Here is a 21,624-nt window from a genome sequence, read left to right on the forward strand (position 1 = left end):
ATATTACCCCTATAAGGTTATTAGCTTGTTTGTTTAATATGATAGCTTGAAATTCTGATAATTGTGCTAATCCCTCAAAACAAGAAAGAGCTTTTTCTATAGTCGGTATTGTATTGGAGAACTTGGTAAATATGGTTTAATATAACCCTTATAGTTAAAAAATTTTATGGAATTTTTTAACGGGTATATAATTTTAGGTTTTTGATGATGCCAATTTATCAACCTATTGCAATGGTTTGTAGGTATCGGTTTCGGTAATATATGTATTCCTGCTTTTTGATAAACCGCAAGCATATCTGTTGGCCATAAATTTACTGTTTTATATTCTGTTTGTCCTTTAATAAAGTTACAAGCAGGCATACCGGTTTTTAAATCTATCAACATTTTTCTATAAATACCGGATTGTTTTATCGGTGATTTGCCTTGAATGAATAAGGTTTCTGCTTTAGCCGGACACATATCGTTATCGATATCTCCCGTATCTGCACAAACTTTTACTTTAGTAATATTTAGTGCATTAATTTTTGAAAGGATTAAATCCTCATCTTTATTTGGTCTAGCTATGGCTTCGATAATATTAAAGAATAAAGGGGTTGCAGCAATATTACCCGTAAATGTTCCGTGAGTTTGCCCTTTGAAATCCCCAACCCAAACAGTAAGTACGTATTTCCCGAATATGCCGACGCTAAGTGCATCTCTAAATGAGCTGGAAGTACCTGTTTTCCAATAGATCGGTAAGTTATGCCTTGTATTATTATAGGTAATAGGACGAGTCGTATCTTTTATAATATCAAGTGTTAAATAGCTTGCCTTGGGGGATAGTAGTACGGTGTCTGTGTCATCCTTGTTCTCTCCTGTGTCATTCCTACGAAAGCAGGAATCCATAAAAAATTACCTAAATGTTGGAACAAAAATTTCATATGATTTACTGGATTCCCGCTTTCGCGGGAATGACACAGGAGAATCCAATACTTTTCTAAGCGGTTTATAAGTACCGACATTAGCAAGCATAGCATAAAGAGTAGTTAACTCTTCAAGAGTAATTTCTGCTGTGCCGAGCACTATAGATAAACCGTAATTTTCAGGTTTTCGTAAGCCGCTAATTTTTGCTTGTTGTAAGAACTCATAAAAATTCGGGTTTTTTAACTTAGACGCTAGAAATATTACAGGTACGTTACGGCTCTTTATTAACGATTTTCTAGCACTTAAACCGCCTGCAAACCTACTATCAAAATTTTCCGGTTTATAATAATCATAGTAAGTAGGTGTATCCTTTAGTAAAGTTAACGGATGTATTAGTGATTGATCAAAACTAAGTGCATAGACAAACGGTTTTAAAGCTGAGCCTGGAGATCTATGGCTTTTAGTGCCGTTAATCTGTCCACAAATATCGTTATTAAAAAACTCTCCGGAGCCAATACTTGCAAGCACTTCCATAGTAGTAAAATCAATAAGAATTACGGAGGCATTATTAATGCCATATTTTTTCCGATCATTAATATATAGCCGAACTTGTTGTTCTATAGCAGCTTGCAGATTTTTATCTATAGTAGTGCGTATAATAGGGCTATCATTATTTGGTAGTATGTCTAAAGTAAAATGCGGTGCAATAAAAGGAAGCTTTTTATTTTGATTAAATTTAACCGGCAAACTAATTAACTTATTATAAATAATATCTTGTGGGTGAATCGTGAGCCACTCGGTAAATAGATATTTACGTGCTTTAAAAATATTAATATCATTCCCGCCTCTTTTAAGCGGATTTTGTGGGATTACTGCAAGGCTTAGAATATCGATCAAATTTAAATCTTTTAGGTCACGATTGAAGTAAATATAACTGCCGGCTGCTATCCCTTCAATATTACTACCGTAAGGTACTAGATTTAGATAAGCTTCTAGGATTTCATCTTTTGAATAATGTAGCTCTACATGAATAGCTTTAATGATTTGATGTATTTTACCAAGAATAGTAGAAGAGTTTATTCCATATCTTAAATGTGCTACTTGCATTGTTATAGTAGAGCCGCCTATTTTACGATTATTCTGTAAATAAGTAGAATAAAAAGCTTTGGCTAAAGAAACGGGGTTAACGCCAAAATGCGCATAAAAATGCTTGTCTTCATATAATAGTACTGTTTCTATAAAACTTGCCGGTATTTCACGTATAGGAGTGAATATCCTATATTTATCGTCTTTAGAAAGCGAAATACGCATTAACTCGCCGTTTCGGTCAAATACTCTTTGTGAGAAACTTACGTCTTTAAGTAAAGGTGCAGGAGGAATAGCAAAATATAATATTATAATGCCGCTAATTGTAATAAAAAGTAATTTGGTTTTGAGAGACAAAGTAATATACCTTATAGTTTAATGTCATTCCCGTGTAGGTAAGAAAGCGCGGTTGCGTGGAACGATTTTTGCGTCATTGCGAGGAAAAACTGCAAGTTTCGACTAAGCAATATTGGAACAATTCCTGAGATTGCCACACTCACTAACGTTCGCTCGCAATGACGACTTGGGTATTCATGCGGGAATGACATCATTTTATATAACAATCATTATAAAGCATTTTAAAAATAATGAAAATTTTAATAATATAGCTTGCATGTATAGAAGTAATATCGTATAATGTGCTACGAGATTTTAATAAATTAACTAAACATTAACAAAAATAACATTTCCTATAAATACTAAAATATCGTATAAAATCCATGTTATTATCCTATTTTATAACTCATCAATATAAATTTTTGACATAATATAGATTATGTATCATTATCTTTAATAACAAAAAAGTATTAATATTTTAAGTAATAAGATTTATTAAAGAGAAATTAGATATTATGGAAAAAATATTAAATCTATAAATTCTAAACTTACAAAATTATTCTTACTTAACTGTGCGCTAATGCTGCAATCCTTACCGCTGTGACCGGGGAAGCAAGAGCAGATATAGAAATCTATGATATATTGAACCATACTGCTGACTACCAAATATTAACTCCTGCTCAAAAGCTTAATGTTATAAAAGGAATTCAGGACCGTACAGATTTTGGTGACCTTGTTGACAATCTTATGTCGGGGGAAAGAAGATTATTCAATAACGCAATAATAGAAGTCACTAGACTTCAAGCAGTTGTTCCTGTACTTAACGGTGCTAGAGAAAGAAGAGAAGCACGTGCAGCCGGTGTTGAAGTTGTTGATTTAACAGGTAATACAGCAGTAGAAACAGGACATAACGAGCAAGAGATGGCTCTAGAAAATAGACTTCAAGTATTGGAAATCCTTGCTAAAGCTGAAGGGGCAAATGCTGTCAGTATTAACGATAAAATTAAAAAGGCTATAAATTTTATAACATAGAAAATTTAAATACACCTTTGGAGCAGTTAAAATATATAGCTATGACAGGCGGTGTAGATGCTAATAACGATTTAAAAGTTGTAAATAATCTGTAAGAAGCATCGATATTAATGCTAAATACTCTGAATCAGGAAACAGCCCTTTTAAATAAGTTTAAAAGCGTAGCTACTCCGGAAGCAAAACATAAATTATTAGATCAATTTAAAAACTATGTTAATCAAAACTTAGTTGAGCTTGAGTCTAAACAATCTAGTATTCCCATAAGACAATCCGTAATGAAGTTAGCTGATCCTGCAATAGTAGTTAATTATTGAGAGCAGATGGCTAAATTAAAAGAAGCATATATTGATAACGGTAAAATTAAGATAGTGAATGAAAACGATAAGGTAGTTGATGAGCAAGGTCTAAAAAGTTATAACAAGATTTTAAAAGATGCCGGTTTAATAACTAAAGATTTGGATGGTAAGAAAATGCAGGCATTGATAAATAATTTCGATGCTTTAAACAATGAGTGATCTGGCACTTGTCCTAAAAAAGACTGTAGGTGAAATAAGAATAGATAATGAGGGTCTAGTAGGTCTTGTAATATAGCACCTCAAGCAATGGCAGGAGTAGTCCCGCCTCCTCCGGCAGGTGTAGGTATAAGACTTACAATAGCTAGGGATATAGCAAATCTAGATGCCATAGGTGATGATGAACTAAAATTAGCAGGTTATAAATCTAAAGGCAAAAGAAGATGCTGCATTAAGAGGAAGAGCTGCACCGGCACCGGTTGTAGGCAGAGCAGTCGCAGAAGTTCTTGTAGCTCCGAATACTTTAGACAGAATATTTCATAATGAGATGTATTTAGCTAAAAATAATGGCAATCCCGGAAAGCTAGAAGTAAGAACATTAGATTAGGTGCAGAAACAGATTTAGGGATTACTATCAAAACACTTTTAACTTTAGAAGAAAGGAAAAGTTCACTTGAGTTTTTAACATTATTTTCAGAAGCAAAGCCTGATAAAGCACAATTAATGATAAAAGCTGAGAATATTTGGAATAGACTAAAAGATGATTATGTAATAAAGCAAATTTCAAGGCAAGCTTTAACTTTAAATAATAAAATAGCCAACAAGGAATTTTTTAAAGAGCTATTTAATGAAGAAGAACATAATGCAATAGACCGTTAAACTATACTTTTGATAAATTACCGCTGGACTTACAAAATCATATTACGGTAAGAAGTACTGAAATAAAAATAAAATATGAACTACAAGATAAGAAAACAATTATATCAAGAATAGATTATATTGCTAAAAATGAAAATGTTTTAGGAGCAAATTCTTTAAATAATGAAATAGAGATAAAATTTTCCGATGTACTAGATCTAGCTCCTAATAAAGGAGAAGTACACGATAATATAGCCCTTACTCCTAAAGCAAACGAAGTAAATACTCAAATAAATAATTGGATTAATAACAATATTGTTAATTTAACAGTGGAAAGTAATATAGATAGAGGCTAACATTTTTACAAAATAAAGCTGTACCGGCAACATTATCAAGAATTTATGAAACGGCAGTTGATACTAATTCTAGATTACTAAGAAAAGTTTTAGCCGATAATGCAGCTGGTTTATCTAAAGCTTCTAAAACCATTACAGAGAAAAATATCACAGACGCCGTACAAAATAATTTTAATGCAAAAATGAAAGCTTTAATACCTAATACTAAAGATTTCTTAAAAGAGGAAAATTTCTTAATATAATTAAGTGATGAGAAAATAGAAGCGGTATTAAAAGGAGTAAAGCTGCTAATATCCCTGTTATTGTACCAGTAATAGTGGTAGCAGGTGGACACTGCCACTACCTACGAGGATAGGATATAATGGGTTTGGTATGGACGGTTTAGTCAGAAAGAGGAACAGTCTAAAGCCTATCGTAAATCTTTTTCCTAAAAAAAATGCTGCGGTTGCAGTGGCAGTAGCTTATATTGCTCCTACTTCTAAAATAGGGGAAAAAATACGAAACCGTTGTTCAAGCTATAGCAGCTTCAGTTGACACGGATTTAAAAAGAGAGTTAGCAATAAAGACTCAAGGAAAGGAAAAACTAAAAGCATTAATTGTAGAAGAAGTTTTTGAGAAATATACAACTAAAAATGCAGATGCACTTGATGGTAATATAAATCAATTAGCTCAAGCTATAAAAGAAGGGACAAATATTGAGTTCATAGGTCCTAAAAGAGAAGTAGCAAGTGGTATAGATCAGGAAACAAGAAATCTATGTGTTAGAATGAATCAAGATGCAGGATTAATGCAGCAACTTAAAGCGAATAATTCTAGGTTAGCAGCAATTATAGAAGCGGCAGCTGTAAATGAAGCAGAAGTTGCTACAAGACATCCTGAGTCAGCAGCAGCACAAGCAGTAGCAAATGGAGACGTAAGCTATGGTGGAGTAGTTGTAGTAGCTCCTGCTGTTGCTTTTGTGGTTCCTGTTGCACCGTTGGTTTTACCGGCGGATCCTGAAGAGGATGCAGAAGAGGTAATAGCTGTTCCTGCAGTTGTAGCTCCATTAGCACCGGCACCGGTAGTTATTAATATGGAAGATGTAGGGGTAGTTCCGTCTCTGGTGGAAGAAGCTCCACATACTGGTGCAGCAATTATGATTGTTCAACGTATAGAGAGGATTGTTCCTTTAGAGGGCAATATTGAAGGCTTTGATGATAAAGATGATGATTTTAACATTGAAGAAGATTATGAAAATGATGATTATAATATAATACAGGAGCGAACAAAAGTAGAAGTATCTAGTAGTACAAATAAATCAGAATCTAAGGATTCTGAAGTTAGCCTTGGAAACTCGAAGCAAGAGGAAGTTAGACAAGAAGAGGAGGCAAAAGTAGTTGCTTCTATAAAGGAAGCCGCAGAAGCAAGCATTGCTGAAGCTGTAAGAGTTGAAGCTGCTGAAGTTGTAGAAATGCAAAATGCAGTAAAACAAGACGAAGAAATGATTGGAGCAATATATAATCCGATTCATGATATCACTCAAATGAGCTGTAATATTATATCGCATAGAATGTTCTCTAGTGCTGTGGTTGCTGCGGGTGATGAAGATGAAAAAGTGTTAGATAAAAGCCTTTGGATTGCAGGTACTTACGGTACTAATACGCAAAAAGGTTTTGCCGGTTATAAAGGTCATGTTGCGGGTGGTACTATAGGTTTTGATATTGGTTCTGATAACTACAAAGATTTAGTCGGTATTGCTTATACTAAATTGGATTCAAAGTTTAAATCTAACGGTAGCAGGTCAAATATATCGATAGCCATATCGTAACTTTATACGGACAAAAAGAATTACCGAAAAACTTTATGATACAAGCTATGTTTGCTTACAATCATAATATAGTAAAGAGTAAATCAACCGTTTAGGTACTATTGCAACCGGTAAATATTAAGTTATAATCATCTTATGAATGGTGATATTACTCTTACTCCAAATCTTGGTATAAGATACGGCCACTCTAAAGACGATACATATCAAGAAAGTGATGTTGTAGGTATTCAGCATTTGAGTATTGCTTCTAAAAGTAGTATTTATAGAGCGGTATTTTAGGCGGTAAGGTAGTTCTTTAGCACCGCAGAAAATAGCTGAAGGTTTCAGTGTTATGCTTGCACTTCAAGCATCTGTAGAACATTACTTAATGATAATAGTAAAAAACTTAATGCTAAAGTAAAATGGAAAGATAGAGAAGTGAATGAAACTATCACATTACCGAAGCAACCTAAAGTCGCTTATAATATCGGTGCTAGCGTTTTAACTGAAAAAGATAATGTAAGCGTATGACTTGAATATCACTGTCATTTACAAAAGAAATATCAAAGCTATCAAGGCTTTGTAAAGTTAAAAGTGAAATTATAACAGCTAAAATCGTCATTGCAAGAAAAAACTGTAAGTTTTGACGAAGCAATCCAGTAAAAAATGCTAATTTATAGCATTTTTTTTATTTTTTGTGGATTACCATGCAGCCTACGGCTGCTCGCAATGACGATTATGGACCCACGCTAGCAATGCACTCCCAAGAGTCGTAAATAATACTTATTACTCGTCTCTTACTACTAACACTGATATATCTGAATGACGGACGATTTTAGAAGCATTAGGTCCAAGCATATAATCTTTTAATTGTAGTCTGACTGCAGAGACTATGATTAAATCGGCTTTAATTTCATTAGAGTGCTTAATTATTTCATCATAAACGGCACCGCTACCTATATAATAATCTGTTTCAATTTCATCGGGAATATATTGTTTGATAAGCTCTTTAATTTGAGCTTTATACTTTTCTTTTTTCTCTGTTCTCCAATGTTTAGGTAAATAATCTTCAAATATTTTCATACCGAATTCAGGAATTACATACATAAAATGTAATTTTGCTTGAAAGTTCGTCGCAAGCATTAAAACCTTAGAAAGAATACCTTTTATAGATTTTTTATCATTTAAATCTATAGGTATCAGTATATTTTTAAATATAGTATTTTCAGACATAAGATATTGTTAGTTTTTGTTTCTTACTGAATCATGTTTTGGTAGAACAAAATTTTTAGTATCAGCGAAATGGTTAATGTCCAGGTTATTTAATAAGTAATTAGAAAGTTTAAAATTCGCTACGTTTCTATGAAAAGCTCTGATAAATTTATCTAAAATATCACGATTTGCCTCATCTCTAGTTACTAGGATTGCCGATACTTTTACTGTAGTTTGATTATCGGTAATCCCTGGATATAAGCCCTTATGAAGTATGGCTTTATGAAAAGCTCTATTTTGTTTTATTAATTCCGTTATTTTATCATTGTCAATAGAAATGAAATCAATTTTACACTTCTTAGCTATTAAATTTACTAAGGGGTTAGAATGTCCAACCATCATTATTATAGCATCTATTTCCTTATTACAGAATTGATCACTAGAATCTGCATAATTAATGTGTAGCTCTTCAGGTTCCTTAGCAAATTTATATAAAGAACGTACGATATCATAAGTAATATGACTACTGGAAAATGCTGGACCGTTAGTTATTTTTTTTCCGTCAATATCAGCAAAACCTTTTATTTTATCCTCATCTTTTACAATAACCGTAAAAAACTCATCATGTAGATTAAGCACCTGACGTAAATTTTGCATTTTTTCTTGATCGTGATAATAACCTATGCCCTCATATGCTTCTACTGCAATATTAGCTTGCACTAGGGCTAAATCAATTTTGCCTTGTTGTAATAATTTTAAATTTTCTATACTACCGTTTGTTGCAACAACTTCGCATTTAATATGTTCATTATTTTTATCGTCATTTGTAATAGTCTTGCATAAATCAAGTCCAATAGCATAATATCCTTTTAAAATAGAGCCGGTACCGATTTTAATGACTTTTGGAGCAGCATAAATATTACTGTAAATAAGAAATATGCTAATAGTAGTCGCTAGTTTAAAATTGTTCATAAAGCTAATTTGAATTATTTGTGGTATTTTGGTCTTCTTTATGTTTACCAAGTTTTAGTTCTAATAAATTAATAGCACCGATATTTATTCCTTTGTCTGAAAACTCAATATCAAACTTAGCTTTTTCTATATTGTTGTAAGCCGAATTTGAATCATTTTGCTCTGTATTTAATTGCACGTCGGAAGCTTTATTAACTGCTTTAGCAATAATTGTTTTAATTATTTTCTTAGAAAAAATAATATTATTCGGTAATAATTTATCAACTATGGAATTATAATTTTCTAGCTCAAAATATAGTTTTCCTTTCGGTAATTTATTGGCAAAGAGTTGTAAATCACCGTTTAAATTAATTTTAGAATCATTATCACAAGTAAAAATAAATCTTTCTATATTAAAATTTTGTAAAATAGCTGAATCTTCTCCGTCTTCAGCAAATTTTAAAGAAGCAGCAATATCTAAATTAGCATTTTTAAAATTCAAAATATCTTTTTCTGAATAATAATTCATGTTTAAAAATAAGGATATATTTTCCTCACTTGCTAAATTCTGTTTTCTTATAAGAAATGCTAAATCATTAATTTTAAAGATTGCTTGATTATTTTTAAATATCAATAATGCTTTATTATTTAACTGAATTGATTTTAATATTTCTTTTAAATTATCATCTTTTGATATTTTATATAAAGGTTTATTAAATTTTCCTATACCCTTTATGTCATCATCGCTGCGTACATCATAGGTAAATGTTTTGTCACCGTAATTATCGACTTCTCTAATAAAAGGACCGAAATTAAGAGCGGCTCTTTTAGTACTAAAAGCTATATTTAGGACAATATTTTCGCATGTAAATTCTTTAGAATTTACATGATCAATTAATTTGACTTTAGGATCCGTTACGGTAATTTTCCAATTAAAAGGATAGCCTGAAAACTTAACTACATTATAAGATATTTTAAGATTATCGGATTCAGAATTCTTCATTAAACTTACAACGTTATTTTTTATAGTATATGCAGTTGCAAACCATATTATAGTAAAGGCTAAAAACACAAAAAGAAGTATTTTACGTATCACTTTTTTAATCCATTATAATTTTATATTACGAGTAGCAGCAGGAAGGCGTACTTTTATGCCGTCTAATTCTTCGGTTAAAATAATTTGACATCCCAATCTAGAAGTATCGGTAAGACCAAAGGCTAAGTCAAGCATATCTTCCTCTGCTTCCGTAGGTTTTTTTAATTTGTTGTAAAATGCTTCTTCTAAAATAACGTGACAAGTAGCACAAGCAAGCGATCCTTCACAAGCTCCCTCAAGGTCTAGATCGTTACTATGGGCAATTTCTAAAATAGAAAGCCCTATCGGTGCTTCTACTGTTTTTTCTTCTCCATCATTTATAATAAATGTTACTTTTATTTTTCCTGACATTCTTCTTATTTTTCCTTATCTAAATTAGTTCGATTACATATAATATATTATATATAACTGAGGCTATTTAATTTGATTGATATTTTTGCCTTTTAGCCAATCATTAATTATTATATTAAACTTTGTATCTATAGATTTGTTTATTTTGGATTTAAACTCTTTAATAGAATTATGAATTAAGATCCAATCTCTAGCGTGTACGGCTTCTTTTATATTATCTAATAAAGAATTAATTATAGATATCTCGCTTTCCGATGATAAAGTTGTTAATTCCGCTATAGCACGTTCTATGCTAAAGATTAAAGCCTCTGCTTCAATTACTGCTTCTTGTAATAATCTTGTAGTACAATCTATTTTAGCATTTTTATACGCGTTTTCTAACATAATATCAATCTCCGTTTTATCAATACCGTGATTTGGCTTTACTTCTATAGCATGTGATGTATTGCTGATTTTCTCATAAGCAGAAACGGATAATATACCGTCTGCGTCAATAGAAAAAGTAACTTCGGCTCTAATATATCCTGCTTTCATAGGAGGAAGTCCCTTTAACTCAAATCGGGCTAAACTGCGGCAATCGGCAGCCATTTCACGTTCACCTTGTAATATATGAAATTGTATACCGGTTTGATTATCGACATAAGTCGTAAATTCTTTTACGACCGAAATAGGAATCGGAGTATTATGCATGATGATTTTTTCAACTATACCGCCATATAATTCCATACCCAGCGATAAAGGTGCTACATCAATCAATAATGAATTTGTATGGGGTGCTATTAAATTTTCTGCTTGTAATGCAGCCCCCCATACAACTGCTTTATCAGGATCAATATCTGATAGAATATCTATTTTAAATGCTTTATATAATTCGTCTTTTATTAAAGGAATGCGGGTTGCACCCCCTACTAAAATAACTCCGTCTATATTTGGATTTCCTGCTTGTTCTAAACACTCTTGAGCTATATTGATAGTACGTTCTACTAAAGGTAAAATTAATTGCTCTAATGTTTGCTTATTAATTGATACATTATCATTATTAAAACTATCTTTATATGTTAAAGTTTCTTTTGCTTTTGTTGCAAGTTGTAAAGTATCTATAGAATTAGGTAAATCAAATTTATTGCAAAGATATTGTGTAATTACTACATCTATATCGTTGCCACCAAGCATATTATCGCCGTTTGTTGCTATAACTTGAAAAATACCTTCTTGTATATTAAGAATAGATACGTCAAAAGTACCGCCGCCTAGGTCATATACTAAATAACAGCCTTTTTGATTTTTGTTTAAGCCGTAAGCATAGGCGGCTGCAGTAGGTTCGGCAATTAGCCTTAATACTTCAAAACCTGCTATTTTAGCCGCAAGCATTACTTCGCCTCTTGCTGCATCGTTAAAATGTGCAGGTACTGTTATTACTGCTTTAGTTAGAGTAGTCTTTAATTGTTCTTCTGCTTGATTTTTTAGGTAAATAAAAATTTCTGCTGCGATTTCAGGGACTCTCAGTTGTTTATTTGCAAAATTTAGCTTAAGCTCACTACTATTTACATCTAGATAATCTTTAACTAACGAAAAAAGTGCCGGAGTATTTAGAATTTCTTTTAATGTTTTACCGAATAGTCTTTTAATAGAACGCAGTCCTTTATTATTACCTATAGTCAAATTGTTACTTGTAAAATCTATAGTAGTTGGGATTAATTCTTTATCATCTATAGATTTAATAACTTTAACTTGTCTATTAGCTGCAATAGCTATTAATGAGTTAGTAGTGCCAAAATCGATACCGACTGCTATTTGCCGTTCTTGCTTAAAATCAGCTTGCTCCGGTTCCCTAATTTCTATTATTTGCATGATTTTATTTTTTCTTGCAGTTTATGCAGCAATGTCCCAATATATTTAAGCTTGCTAGTTTTTATAGTTGCGTCTGATAGATTTTGTTCTTCAAAAGCTTGTTTTAAAGAATCAATTTCAAGCTTTTTCATTAATTCATATTTGTCTTTTATTTTTTCTAAATCACTAAATAAGATAGTATTTTCGATTATTTCCATTTCATCCCAGAATATGCTTAATTCTAGAGGCGAAAGTACACTACGTGTTTTTTCGTCATGCAAATTTATATTTTGCAAAAGCAGCATATATTCAGCACGCTTTAAGGCATCTTTAAGAGTAGAGTAAGCGTTATTTAATTCAGCCGCAGTAATTAGATTTTGTTCCTTTTCCTGCAAAGTTTTTGCTTTATCGGGATGATATTTTACCTGCATAGCAAAATATTGCTTTTCTAATATCTTTAAATTAATATTATACTCTTGCGGAAGTCCTAATAATTGAAAATAATTTTGCATTTTTCCTTTTTTGTAATTCTAAACTGCTCTATCATATATCAAAAATTAAAAAAATACAATTATGGAAGTAGATCTATTACATTTTGAAAAAAAATATCATAACTGTATTGTAGCAGGTATAGATGAAGCAGGTAGAGGACCGCTTGCAGGTCCGGTAGTAGCAAGTGCCGTTATAGTAGATAACGCCAATATTATAACGGGAATTAAAGATTCTAAAAAGCTTTCCAAAAAGAAAAGAGATTTACTATATGAACAAATCACTAGTAATTATGTTTGGGCAACTGCTATTATTTCTCATACCGAAATTGATGATATTAATATATTAGAGGCAACTAAAAAAGCTTGTTCTATTGCTGTAGCAAATCTTAGCCTTGAGCCAGAAATAGTGTTAGTTGACGGTAATATGCAGTTTAAGGATGAAAGGTTTGTCAGTATAATTAACGGTGATAATTTATCATTATCGATTGCTGCGGCTTCTATTGTTGCAAAAGTTACTAGGGATCGTTTGATGCTAGACTTAAGTGCTGAATTTCCCCAATATTTATGGCACAAAAATTTCGGCTACGGTACCAAAGAACATATCGAAGCTATTAATATATATGGCTTATCACCGTATCATCGTAGGAGTTTTAGGTGTTGTTAATGGTATTGCCCGTGTGGACACTGAATAGTCATTGCGAGCAGCCATAGGCTGCGTGGCAATCTCATGAAATAATAACAAACTCCTGAGATTGTCAAAACTTACAGTTTTGCCTCGCAATGATGATGACGATTTTGGTATCCACAACGCACACCATTAACTCAATTCGAGTGCCGCCTCTTCTAGAGTTTTTAGCTGATCACGAAGTTTTACGGCTTGTTCAAATTCAAGATTACTTGCGGCTTTAAGCATTTCTTTCTTTAATTTATCAATATGGATTTTTAGCTTAGCAGGATTATCAAATAAAGTATGAGCTTGTTTTTTATCAAGCTTACTATCGATTTTCTCAAATTCTGCTAAAGCGTGAATAGCACGGTTGATGGTTTTTGGAGTTATGCCGTGTTTTTCATTATATTCTTGCTGAATTTGCCTTCTACGCAACGTTTCACTAACGGCTTTATCGATAGATTTAGTCATTTTATCGGCATAAAGTATAACTCTACCCGCGCTATTTCTTGCAGCTCTTCCTATTGTTTGTATTAACGATACTTCCGACCGCAAAAACCCCTCTTTGTCTGCATCAAGTATAGCAACTAAGCCGCATTCAGGGATGTCAAGCCCCTCCCTTAATAGATTAATACCGACTAAAACATCAATAGTACCTTGTCTTAAATCTCGTAAAATCTCTATACGTTCTAGAGTATGAACGTTAGAATGTAAATAAGAAGTTTTATATTTTAGCTCCTGCAAATAGGCGGTTAAATCTTCTGCCATTTTTTGAGTTAAGGTGGTGACTAGAACACGAAAACCTTGAGCGATAGTGGTTTGAATTTCGCTAATTAAATCCTCAACTTGGTTAGTAGCGGGTTTGATAATACATTCAGGATCAAGCAGCCCAGTAGGTCTGATAATCAATTCTACAACCGTGCCGCCGGTTTCTTCTAACTCGAACGGTCCTGGAGTTGCAGATACAAACACAGTTTGTGGTCTAAATTTGTCCCATTCTTCAAATTTTAAAGGTCTGTTATCAAGTGCAGAGGGTAGACGAAACCCATGCTCTACCAAAACTTTTTTCCTTGCTCGATCGCCGTTATACATTGCTCTAATTTGCGGTACGGATACATGGCTTTCATCAACAAATAATAATGCATCTTCTGGTAGGTATTCGAATAATGTAGGAGGCGGCTCACCGGCATTACGTCCTGTGAAAAAGCAAGAGTAGTTTTCAACGCCTTTACAGCTGCCGGTTTCCGTTAACATTTCAAGATCATATTGAGTACGTTGATTTAGCCTTTGAGTTTCAAGTGGTTTGTCTTGTGACTTTAAAAACTCTAAGCGTTTTTGTAATTCTTCTTCAATACCTGATATGGCATTATTGATCGTTTCTTGAGGCATCACAAAATGTGAATTACCAAAAACCATAGCTTTATCGAGTTTAGCAAGTTTTTCACCTGTTAGGGGATCAAATTCATGGATATATTCGAGTTCATTACCGAAAAACGATAAACGCCAAGCTTTATCGCTGTAATGTGAGGGGAAAATATCGATATTGTCGCCTTTGACTCTAAAACAGCCACGCTCAAATCCGATATCGTTACGCTCATATTGTAGATTTATCAAATCGTTTAGTAGCTGATCACGAGGGTAGCTTTGACCAGGCTCTAGATTAACCATCATTTGGTAATATAAATCGGGAGAGCCAAGGCCGTAAATACAGGAAACGGAAGAAACTACTATAACGTCACGACGCTCTAATAGCGATCTTGTAGCGGCATGACGCATTAAATCAATTTGTTCGTTAATTGATGAGTCTTTTTCTATAAAAGTATCGGTGCGTGCTATATAAGCTTCGGGCTGGTAATAATCATAATATGAGACAAAGTATTCAACGGCATTCTTTGGAAAAAGCGATTTCATCTCTGAATAGATTTGAGCAGCTAAAGTTTTATTATGAGCCATAATAAGAGTAGGACGATTAGTTCTCTCTATAATATTTGCCATAGTAAAGGTTTTGCCTGATCCCGTAATACCAAGCAACATTTGTGAGCGTTTTTTGCTACTTAACCCTGCTATAATTTCATCTATTGCTTTTGGTTGATCGCCTGCCGGTTTATATTCTGAGATAATAGAAAAATTATTCATGCATTTTTACTTGCTTTAAAAACTATAGTTTAAGATAATATATTAAAATCTCACAAAAAAATATAACATTATGAATAAAGCTATATTGCACACAATTATTGTTTATACTCTCGCTAGTTGTCCTTATTGTATAAAAGCTAAAGCATTGTTTGATGAGAAAAATGTTGCTTATGAGGAAATTGAAGTAAGTAATTTTACTCAGGAAGAGAAAGAAAAATTTATTAAGAAATCCGGTGGAAAAAAGACCGTCCCGCAGATATTTATAGATAATATGCATGTTGGCGGTTGTGATGCTCTGTTTGATCTTGAAAAAGAGGGAAGGTTAGATAAGCTGTTAGAAAATCAGCCAAAGACGACTTCACCTGCTGCCGGAGCGTAATTAATAAAAACGTCATTGCAAGGAAATTACGAAGTAATTGACGAAGCAATCTAAGGAGTTTGTTATTATTTTATGAGATTGCCACGCTCCCTACGGTCGCTCGCAATGACGATTTAGTATCCACGCGAGTAATGCCCGCTTGCAATGATGCTGAAAACTACCAAAACTTTAAAATGTTCAAAAATAAAACTCGCAAAAATTCATTCTCTCTACTTCTGCCGTATTTATGGTCGAAGGATTTTGATATACGCCTGCGTATTGTTACCTCTCTTATTTGTCTAGTCATAGCTAAAGTAATAAATATTTTCGTTCCTATTGTTTATAAATATATAATAAATGGGCTAAATAAAAACTTTGCTCTTTCGGTTATGATCGGGATTATTGTTGCATATGGCGGAACAAAAATACTTGTTCAACAGTGAATTACGATCATCACGTAAATATCATTTTTTCAAAAGTAGGGCATCAAGTAACTCGCTTAGTTGCTCTAAATGTCTTTAAGTACATGCTTTAAGTATGCGTTTTCACATTACTAGAAACACAGGGGGCTTAAGTAGGTCAATAGAGCGTGGTACTAAAGGTATTGAAGTGGTACTGCGGTATTCGTTATTTAATATTTTTCCGACAAGCGTAGAAATTATATTAGTAAGCGGGATGTTATGGTATGTTTACAGTATTTGGTTTGCCGTAACTATTTTAATAACAATGATAGTTTATGTTGGTTATATTTGCCTAATCAGTATTTGGCGTATTTCTTTTGCAAGGGAAATAAACCAAAGCAATAACACCGCCAATAATAGAGCAATCGATAGTTTACTGAATTTTGAGACCGTTAAATATTTCGGTAATGAAGAATATGAGGCGATAAAGTTTTATGCGGTTTTACAAACTTATGCAAAATCAGCTACTAAAACTACTAACAGCATATCGATTTTAAATATCGGGCAGAATGTTATAATATCCTTAGGGCTTGTTAGCCTTATGATACTTTCAGCAAATGCTATTAACCAAAATAAAATGACCGTCGGCGATTTAATAATGGTTAATATTTATTATCTATTGCAGCTATCAATTCTGCTTTCAATACTTGGCTTTGCTTATAGAGAAATTAAAAACGCTCTAGTTAGTATGGAAGATATGTTTAAGCTGCTTGATATATCTGTAGCAGTAGAGGATGCTTTGAACGCTACTAAGGAGCTAATTATCTTAAAAGGTGCGGTTAGTGTCGATAATGTTAGCTTTGCTTATAATCAGGCACGTCCGATTTTACATAATATTTACGATCAAGAGCGGTAAAACTTTAGCAGTAGTCGGTAGTAGTGGGGCAGGGAAATCGACGATATCACGCTTGCTTTTTAGGTTTTACAATATTAATAGCGGCAATATTACTATTGATGGTCAGGATATAAGAGAAGTCACGCAACAATCGCTGCGTAAATCTATTGGAATTGTCCCACAAGATACGGTACTGTTTAACGATACGCGATATATTACAACATCGCATACGGTAATAATGCAGCAAGCTACGATGAAGTTATAGCAGCCTCAAAAAATGCTCATATTCATGAGTTTATTAGCACGTTACCCGAAGGGTATGAGACGCAGGTAGGAGAGAGAGGCTTAAAGCTTTCAGGCGGTGAGAAACAGCGTATTGCAATTGCAAGAACCATCTTAAAAAATCCAGCAATATATGTTTTTGATGAGGCAACAAGTTCGCTTGATACTAAAGCCAAAAAGCTAATTCAAGCACGCCTTAAAGAGATCTCGGCTCACCATACTACCCTTATCATTGCCCATAGACTCTCAACTATTATCGATGCAGATGAGATTATCGTTTTAGATAACGGTTATATAGTTGAGCGGGGCAACCATAAAACCTTGCTACGGCACAAAGGCTATTATGCCGAACTTTGGTATAAATAGCAAGAAGAGGCACATTCTTAAAATTTATCATTATATCAACTACAAGCTTTGTTAAGTGGTTTGGTAAAACCAGTTCGATGTCATTCCCGCGGAGGTTTTGTTGCGTGGATATCAAGTCGTCATTGCGAGCGAACGTTAGTGAGCGTGGCAATCTCAGGAATTCTTCTCAAGATTGCTGCGTCAAATTACTATGTAATTTTCCTCGCAATGACAAAAAACTGATCCACGCAGGAATGGACATGGATAGCTAATTGATATTTCAAAAAATTGGCTAAAATCTCTTGCAAGAATAGCGGTGACGTTATTCCGGGGTTTCAAAGCCTCTATCCTAAGCGGTATTATCAGCCGTATAAATGGTATAATCCTCGACTTCATGGTCGGGGGATAGTAGCTATGTACAAGCTTTAAACCTAAAAGCTATTATAATTGTTCTGTGATGGTTCTTTGAATGTCCCAACCATCCGAAGTTAAAATCTTCGGTGGTTAAAACTTGAGCAATTTAAGTGTAATCACGGGAGCAACTACATGTTCAACAAAAATAATAAATTATTATCTAAAATATTACCGTTCTCTAAGAAAAATAAAGATTTAGAAAAACTAAGATCTAAGTTTAAACAAAGGTTAGCAGAACAGGTAACGGTAGATGAGATCACAAGAATAGAGCAGCGTTCATTAATTTAGAAAGTATAAAATAATTCTAATATATAATAAAGTTTGTTAACTTTTACGATTATGTTATTGCATAGAAACAGTTGATGTCGTCATTGTAAGTGACTAAAGGCCTTGTTGTATGGTTCGTTTATGTCATTTCCACGCAAGCGGGAATCCAGTAAAAAATGATAAAACAAAGAAAATTACATAAAAATTTAGTATATAATTTGCTTAAAAAACTAGATTCCTGCTTTCGCAGGAATGACATCGGCATCCGCGCAACAATGTCCCGCAGGAATGACATCGGTAACTTAGAAATAATACCACGATTATAAATACAAGCAATCCTTGAAAGAAATTTATTATGTCTCTATTATTAAATATAATTCATTAAATTTAAGGCTAAGTAATCGTGACTGATAAAGCTTCTTCTAATTTAGTACCGGTAAATATCGAAGATGAGATGAAAGTATCTTATCTTGATTATGCTATGAGCGTTATAGTAAGTAGAGCTATACCGGATGTTCGGGACGGCTTAAAGCCAGTACATCGCCGAATTATCTATTCCATGCATGAAGCCGGTAATCATGCTAGTAAACCTTATAGAAAATCCGCTAGAATAGTTGGTGAAGTGATGGGTAAATACCATCCGCACGGCGATAGTGCTATTTACGATGCGTTAGTACGTATGGCACAAGATTTTTCCTTGCGTTTACCGCTTGTAGACGGGCAGGGTAATTTCGGTTCGATGGATGGTGATGCGGCGGCAGCAATGAGATATACCGAATCTCGAATGGCCAAAGTTTCGTATAAGCTCGTAGAGGATATCGATAAAGAGACTGTCAGCTTTAACCCTAATTACGATGGTTCTGAAGAAGAACCTTCCGTACTTCCTGCAATGTTTCCCAATTTATTGGTGAACGGTAGCGGAGGCATTGCGGTCGGTATGGCAACTAATATCCCGCCTCATAATCTTGGTGAGGTTATCGATGCGTGCTGTTTATATATAGATAATAACGATATAGAAATATTAGATTTACTTGAAGTTGTTAAAGGACCGGATTTTCCTACAGGTTCAATGATTTTAGGCATTAGCGGTATTAGATCGGCATATCTTACCGGTAGAGGGAGTATCATTATGCGAGGTCGAGCCGAGATTGAGAATATCGGTAATAGCCGTCAAGCAATTATTATTACCGAAATACCGTATATGGTAAATAAGGCAAGGCTCGTTGAGAAAATCGCTGAAATGGTTAAGGCAAAGCGTATAGAAGGTATAAGTGATTTACGTGATGAATCGAATAAAAACGGTGTAAGGATTTTTATTGAGTTAAAGAAAGACGTAGTTGCTGAAGTAGTCTTAAATCAAATATACGCATGTACGCAGCTACAAACTAGCTTCGGTGTTATTATGCTTGCTCTTAAAGACGGGCTACCGAAAGTGATGAATTTGAAAGAAGTAATTGCAGCTTTCGTTAGTTTTAGGGAAGTAGTAATTACTAACCGTACTATATATTTACTCAATAAAGCAAGAGATAGAGCTCATATTTTACTAGGACTAACTATTGCCGTTAGTAATATCGATGAAATAATACGTATTATTAAAGCTTCAAATGACCCGAATGCAGCTAAACAAGAATTAATGGCTCGTCAGTGGGAAGCATTAAATATCCTACCTCTTGTAAAGTTGGTTGATGATAAAGCAATGTTAAACGAGCAGGGTAAATGTAACTTTACCGAAGTGCAAGCTAAGGCAATCTTAGAAATGAGATTGCAACGCCTGACCGCTATGGAGAAAAACAAGCTTGAAGAGGATTTAAAGAACCTCATTACGGAAATCACCGAATATCTTAATATACTTGGCTCTCGTACAAGGTTACTTGAAATTTTAAAGGAAGAGCTCATTAAAGTTAAAGAAGAATTTGCGACTCCTCGTCTTACTTCAATTGAATTCGGCGAATTTGATCAAGATATAGAAGATTTAATTCAGCGTGAAGAAATGGTTGTAACCGTAACGCTTGGCGGGTATATCAAGCGTGTACCTCTAAGTAGCTATCGTGCGCAAAAACGTGGCGGTAAAGGAAGATCAGGGCTTTCAATGCGTGATGAAGATATTACCACGCAAGTTTTTGTCGGTAGTACCCATACTCCTATGTTGTTCTTCTCAAATATCGGTCAGGTTTATAGTTTAAAACTGTATAAACTGCCTTTAAGTAATCCGCAGGGTAAGGGGAGACCGATGGTTAATATATTACCGCTGAAAGCAAATGAGCATATTACGAATATTATGCCGCTACCTGAAAATCAGGATGAGAGGGATAATTTAAACATTATGTTCGCAACTGCCAAAGGTAATATCAGAAGAAGCGATTTATTAGATTTCAAAAAGCTTCAGTCGAACGGTAAAATTGCTATTAGGCTTGATGAGGACGATAAATTAATAGACGTAAAACCATGTAAAGAAGACGAGCATATTTTACTTGCTACCAAAGCCGGTAAAGCTTTAAGATTCCCTGTTGAATCGCTGCGTGTTATTAAGAGCCGTACTTCTGATGGGGTACGAGGTATGAAGCTTGCCAAAGAGGATTCTGTAATTTCTATGACTGTGCTTAAAGGTATTAGTAGTACAAAAGAGGATAGAGATGCTTATTTATCCGTGCCGTGGGAGCAGAGATTAGAGATTGCTAAAGGTGAGGCGTTTAATCCTGAAGAACTTGGCGTAAGCTTAACTGCCCCGGCTATTGTAGAAATGGCAAATGCCGAAGAATTCATTTTAACCGTAACTGAGAACGGTTTTGGTAAGAGAAGCTCAGCTTATGGCTATAGAATTACTGACCGTGGCGGTAGCGGTATAATCAATATGGATATTAACGACAAAACTGGTTTAGTCGTCGGTGTTATGCCGGTTAAAATGGATGATGAGTTAATGCTGATTACCAATAGCGGTAAGTTAATTCGCTGTAAACTTGAGTCAGTACGTATTACGGGACGTAACACTAGCGGCGTAATCCTATTTAAGCTAGATGATGGTGAAAAAGTCGTGTCTGTCTCTTTAATTGCTGAAACTGCTGAAAGTGAAGAAGATAGTGAGTTAGAGGAAGAGGGATTAGAGCAATCTGAAGAGGTGTAAGGGCTGAGGCGTTGTTATTCCCGCATAGCTCTAAAAAAGCTCTCGATGTCATTCTTGCAAAAGCATTTTGCATAGATACCTAAGTCGTCATTGCGAGGAGGTATTGTTGCGTGGACCGGTAAAACCCACTGTGTCACCCCGTGGTCAAGCCACGGGA

General features: G+C 34.1%; 19 protein-coding genes and 2 pseudogenes. 12 read left to right on the forward strand and 9 right to left on the reverse strand.

Features of this window, described 5'->3' with window-relative positions; translation table 11 throughout:
* Positions 1–165: 165 nt before the first annotated feature.
* Positions 166–2,346, reverse strand: a pseudogene (gene pbpC / locus ABVF33_RS05810) (penicillin-binding protein 1C); the annotation flags it as partial.
* A 579-nt stretch (positions 2,347–2,925) separates the two neighbouring features.
* On the opposite strand from pbpC, the gene ABVF33_RS05815 reads away from it, so the two are divergent.
* From ABVF33_RS05815 to ABVF33_RS05835, 5 genes are all read left to right on the forward strand, one after another.
* The gene (locus ABVF33_RS05815; RefSeq protein WP_499706624.1) at positions 2,926–3,357 is read left to right on the forward strand and encodes a cell surface protein; all 432 of its coding nucleotides are present in this window, start codon (positions 2,926–2,928) and stop codon (positions 3,355–3,357) included.
* A 110-nt stretch (positions 3,358–3,467) separates the two neighbouring features.
* Positions 3,468–3,671, forward strand: coding sequence for a hypothetical protein (locus ABVF33_RS05820; RefSeq protein ID WP_004996507.1), 204 nt, complete (start codon positions 3,468–3,470; stop codon positions 3,669–3,671).
* A 6-nt stretch (positions 3,672–3,677) separates the two neighbouring features.
* Positions 3,678–3,872 (forward strand): hypothetical protein, encoded by a 195-nt coding sequence (locus tag ABVF33_RS05825; protein WP_016926024.1) that lies wholly within the window; start codon positions 3,678–3,680, stop codon positions 3,870–3,872.
* Positions 3,873–3,959: 87 nt separating this feature from the next.
* Positions 3,960–4,193 (forward strand): hypothetical protein, encoded by a 234-nt coding sequence (locus ABVF33_RS05830; protein WP_499706625.1) that lies wholly within the window; start codon positions 3,960–3,962, stop codon positions 4,191–4,193.
* Between the two features lie 180 nt (positions 4,194–4,373).
* Positions 4,374–4,529 carry a hypothetical protein gene (locus ABVF33_RS05835; protein ID WP_499706626.1) on the forward strand — a complete coding sequence of 52 codons (156 nt, stop codon included), beginning with the start codon at positions 4,374–4,376 and terminating at the stop codon, positions 4,527–4,529.
* Positions 4,530–4,907: 378 nt separating this feature from the next.
* Here ABVF33_RS05835 and ABVF33_RS05840 read toward each other — a convergent pair whose 3' ends face one another.
* Positions 4,908–5,198, reverse strand: coding sequence for a hypothetical protein (locus ABVF33_RS05840; protein WP_499706627.1), 291 nt, complete (start codon positions 5,196–5,198; stop codon positions 4,908–4,910).
* A gap of 432 nt (positions 5,199–5,630) precedes the next feature.
* Between ABVF33_RS05840 and ABVF33_RS05845 the strand changes: the two genes are divergently transcribed.
* Both ABVF33_RS05845 and ABVF33_RS05850 read left to right on the forward strand, forming a co-directional pair.
* The gene (locus tag ABVF33_RS05845; protein ID WP_499706628.1) at positions 5,631–6,671 is read left to right on the forward strand and encodes an autotransporter outer membrane beta-barrel domain-containing protein; all 1,041 of its coding nucleotides are present in this window, start codon (positions 5,631–5,633) and stop codon (positions 6,669–6,671) included.
* Positions 6,672–6,806: 135 nt separating this feature from the next.
* Positions 6,807–6,950: a hypothetical protein gene (locus tag ABVF33_RS05850; protein ID WP_014410432.1), complete on the forward strand. Its 144-nt coding sequence runs from the start codon at positions 6,807–6,809 to the stop codon at positions 6,948–6,950.
* Between the two features lie 486 nt (positions 6,951–7,436).
* Here ABVF33_RS05850 and ABVF33_RS05855 read toward each other — a convergent pair whose 3' ends face one another.
* From ABVF33_RS05855 to hscB, 6 genes are all read right to left on the reverse strand, one after another.
* Positions 7,437–7,883 carry a universal stress protein gene (locus tag ABVF33_RS05855; protein WP_499706629.1) on the reverse strand — a complete coding sequence of 149 codons (447 nt, stop codon included), beginning with the start codon at positions 7,881–7,883 and terminating at the stop codon, positions 7,437–7,439.
* A gap of 9 nt (positions 7,884–7,892) precedes the next feature.
* Complete coding sequence (locus ABVF33_RS05860) at positions 7,893–8,834, reverse strand: TAXI family TRAP transporter solute-binding subunit (RefSeq protein WP_499706630.1); 942 nt, start codon at positions 8,832–8,834, stop codon at positions 7,893–7,895.
* 4 nt (positions 8,835–8,838) lie between these two features.
* Positions 8,839–9,909, reverse strand: coding sequence for an RP198 family tick cell line-upregulated protein (locus ABVF33_RS05865; protein ID WP_499706631.1), 1,071 nt, complete (start codon positions 9,907–9,909; stop codon positions 8,839–8,841).
* A gap of 12 nt (positions 9,910–9,921) precedes the next feature.
* Entirely contained in the window at positions 9,922–10,260 is a 339-nt protein-coding gene (locus ABVF33_RS05870; RefSeq protein ID WP_499706632.1) for a ferredoxin family 2Fe-2S iron-sulfur cluster binding protein, read from the reverse strand.
* Positions 10,261–10,323: 63 nt separating this feature from the next.
* The gene (gene hscA / locus ABVF33_RS05875) at positions 10,324–12,111 is read right to left on the reverse strand and encodes a Fe-S protein assembly chaperone HscA (RefSeq protein WP_499706633.1); all 1,788 of its coding nucleotides are present in this window, start codon (positions 12,109–12,111) and stop codon (positions 10,324–10,326) included.
* Positions 12,102–12,602 (reverse strand): Fe-S protein assembly co-chaperone HscB, encoded by a 501-nt coding sequence (gene hscB, locus ABVF33_RS05880; RefSeq protein WP_499706634.1) that lies wholly within the window; start codon positions 12,600–12,602, stop codon positions 12,102–12,104. Before hscB ends, hscA begins: the two co-directional genes overlap by 10 nt.
* Before the next feature lie 61 nt (positions 12,603–12,663).
* Here hscB and rnhB point away from each other — a divergent pair, with 61 nt between their 5' ends.
* Positions 12,664–13,245 carry a ribonuclease HII gene (rnhB, locus tag ABVF33_RS05885; RefSeq protein WP_499706635.1) on the forward strand — a complete coding sequence of 194 codons (582 nt, stop codon included), beginning with the start codon at positions 12,664–12,666 and terminating at the stop codon, positions 13,243–13,245.
* A 153-nt stretch (positions 13,246–13,398) separates the two neighbouring features.
* Here rnhB and uvrB read toward each other — a convergent pair whose 3' ends face one another.
* Positions 13,399–15,384, reverse strand: a complete 1,986-nt coding sequence (gene uvrB / locus ABVF33_RS05890) for an excinuclease ABC subunit UvrB (RefSeq protein WP_499706636.1) — start codon at positions 15,382–15,384, stop codon at positions 13,399–13,401.
* A gap of 70 nt (positions 15,385–15,454) precedes the next feature.
* Between uvrB and grxC the strand changes: the two genes are divergently transcribed.
* From grxC to gyrA, 4 genes and pseudogenes are all read left to right on the forward strand, one after another.
* A complete protein-coding gene (gene grxC / locus ABVF33_RS05895; RefSeq protein ID WP_499706637.1) occupies positions 15,455–15,763 on the forward strand; it encodes a glutaredoxin 3 in 309 nt (102 codons plus the stop codon).
* A gap of 173 nt (positions 15,764–15,936) precedes the next feature.
* A pseudogene (locus tag ABVF33_RS05900) lies at positions 15,937–17,686 on the forward strand (ABCB family ABC transporter ATP-binding protein/permease).
* 525 nt (positions 17,687–18,211) lie between these two features.
* Positions 18,212–18,367 (forward strand): hypothetical protein, encoded by a 156-nt coding sequence (locus ABVF33_RS05905; RefSeq protein WP_499706649.1) that lies wholly within the window; start codon positions 18,212–18,214, stop codon positions 18,365–18,367.
* Between the two features lie 382 nt (positions 18,368–18,749).
* Positions 18,750–21,467 (forward strand): DNA topoisomerase (ATP-hydrolyzing) subunit A, encoded by a 2,718-nt coding sequence (gyrA, locus tag ABVF33_RS05910; protein ID WP_499706638.1) that lies wholly within the window; start codon positions 18,750–18,752, stop codon positions 21,465–21,467.
* The last annotated feature ends 157 nt before the right edge of the window (positions 21,468–21,624 follow it).

Source organism: Candidatus Rickettsia barbarica (assembly GCF_041477405.1).
In the GTDB taxonomy this organism is placed as follows: Bacteria; Pseudomonadota; Alphaproteobacteria; order Rickettsiales; family Rickettsiaceae; genus Rickettsia; species Rickettsia rickettsii.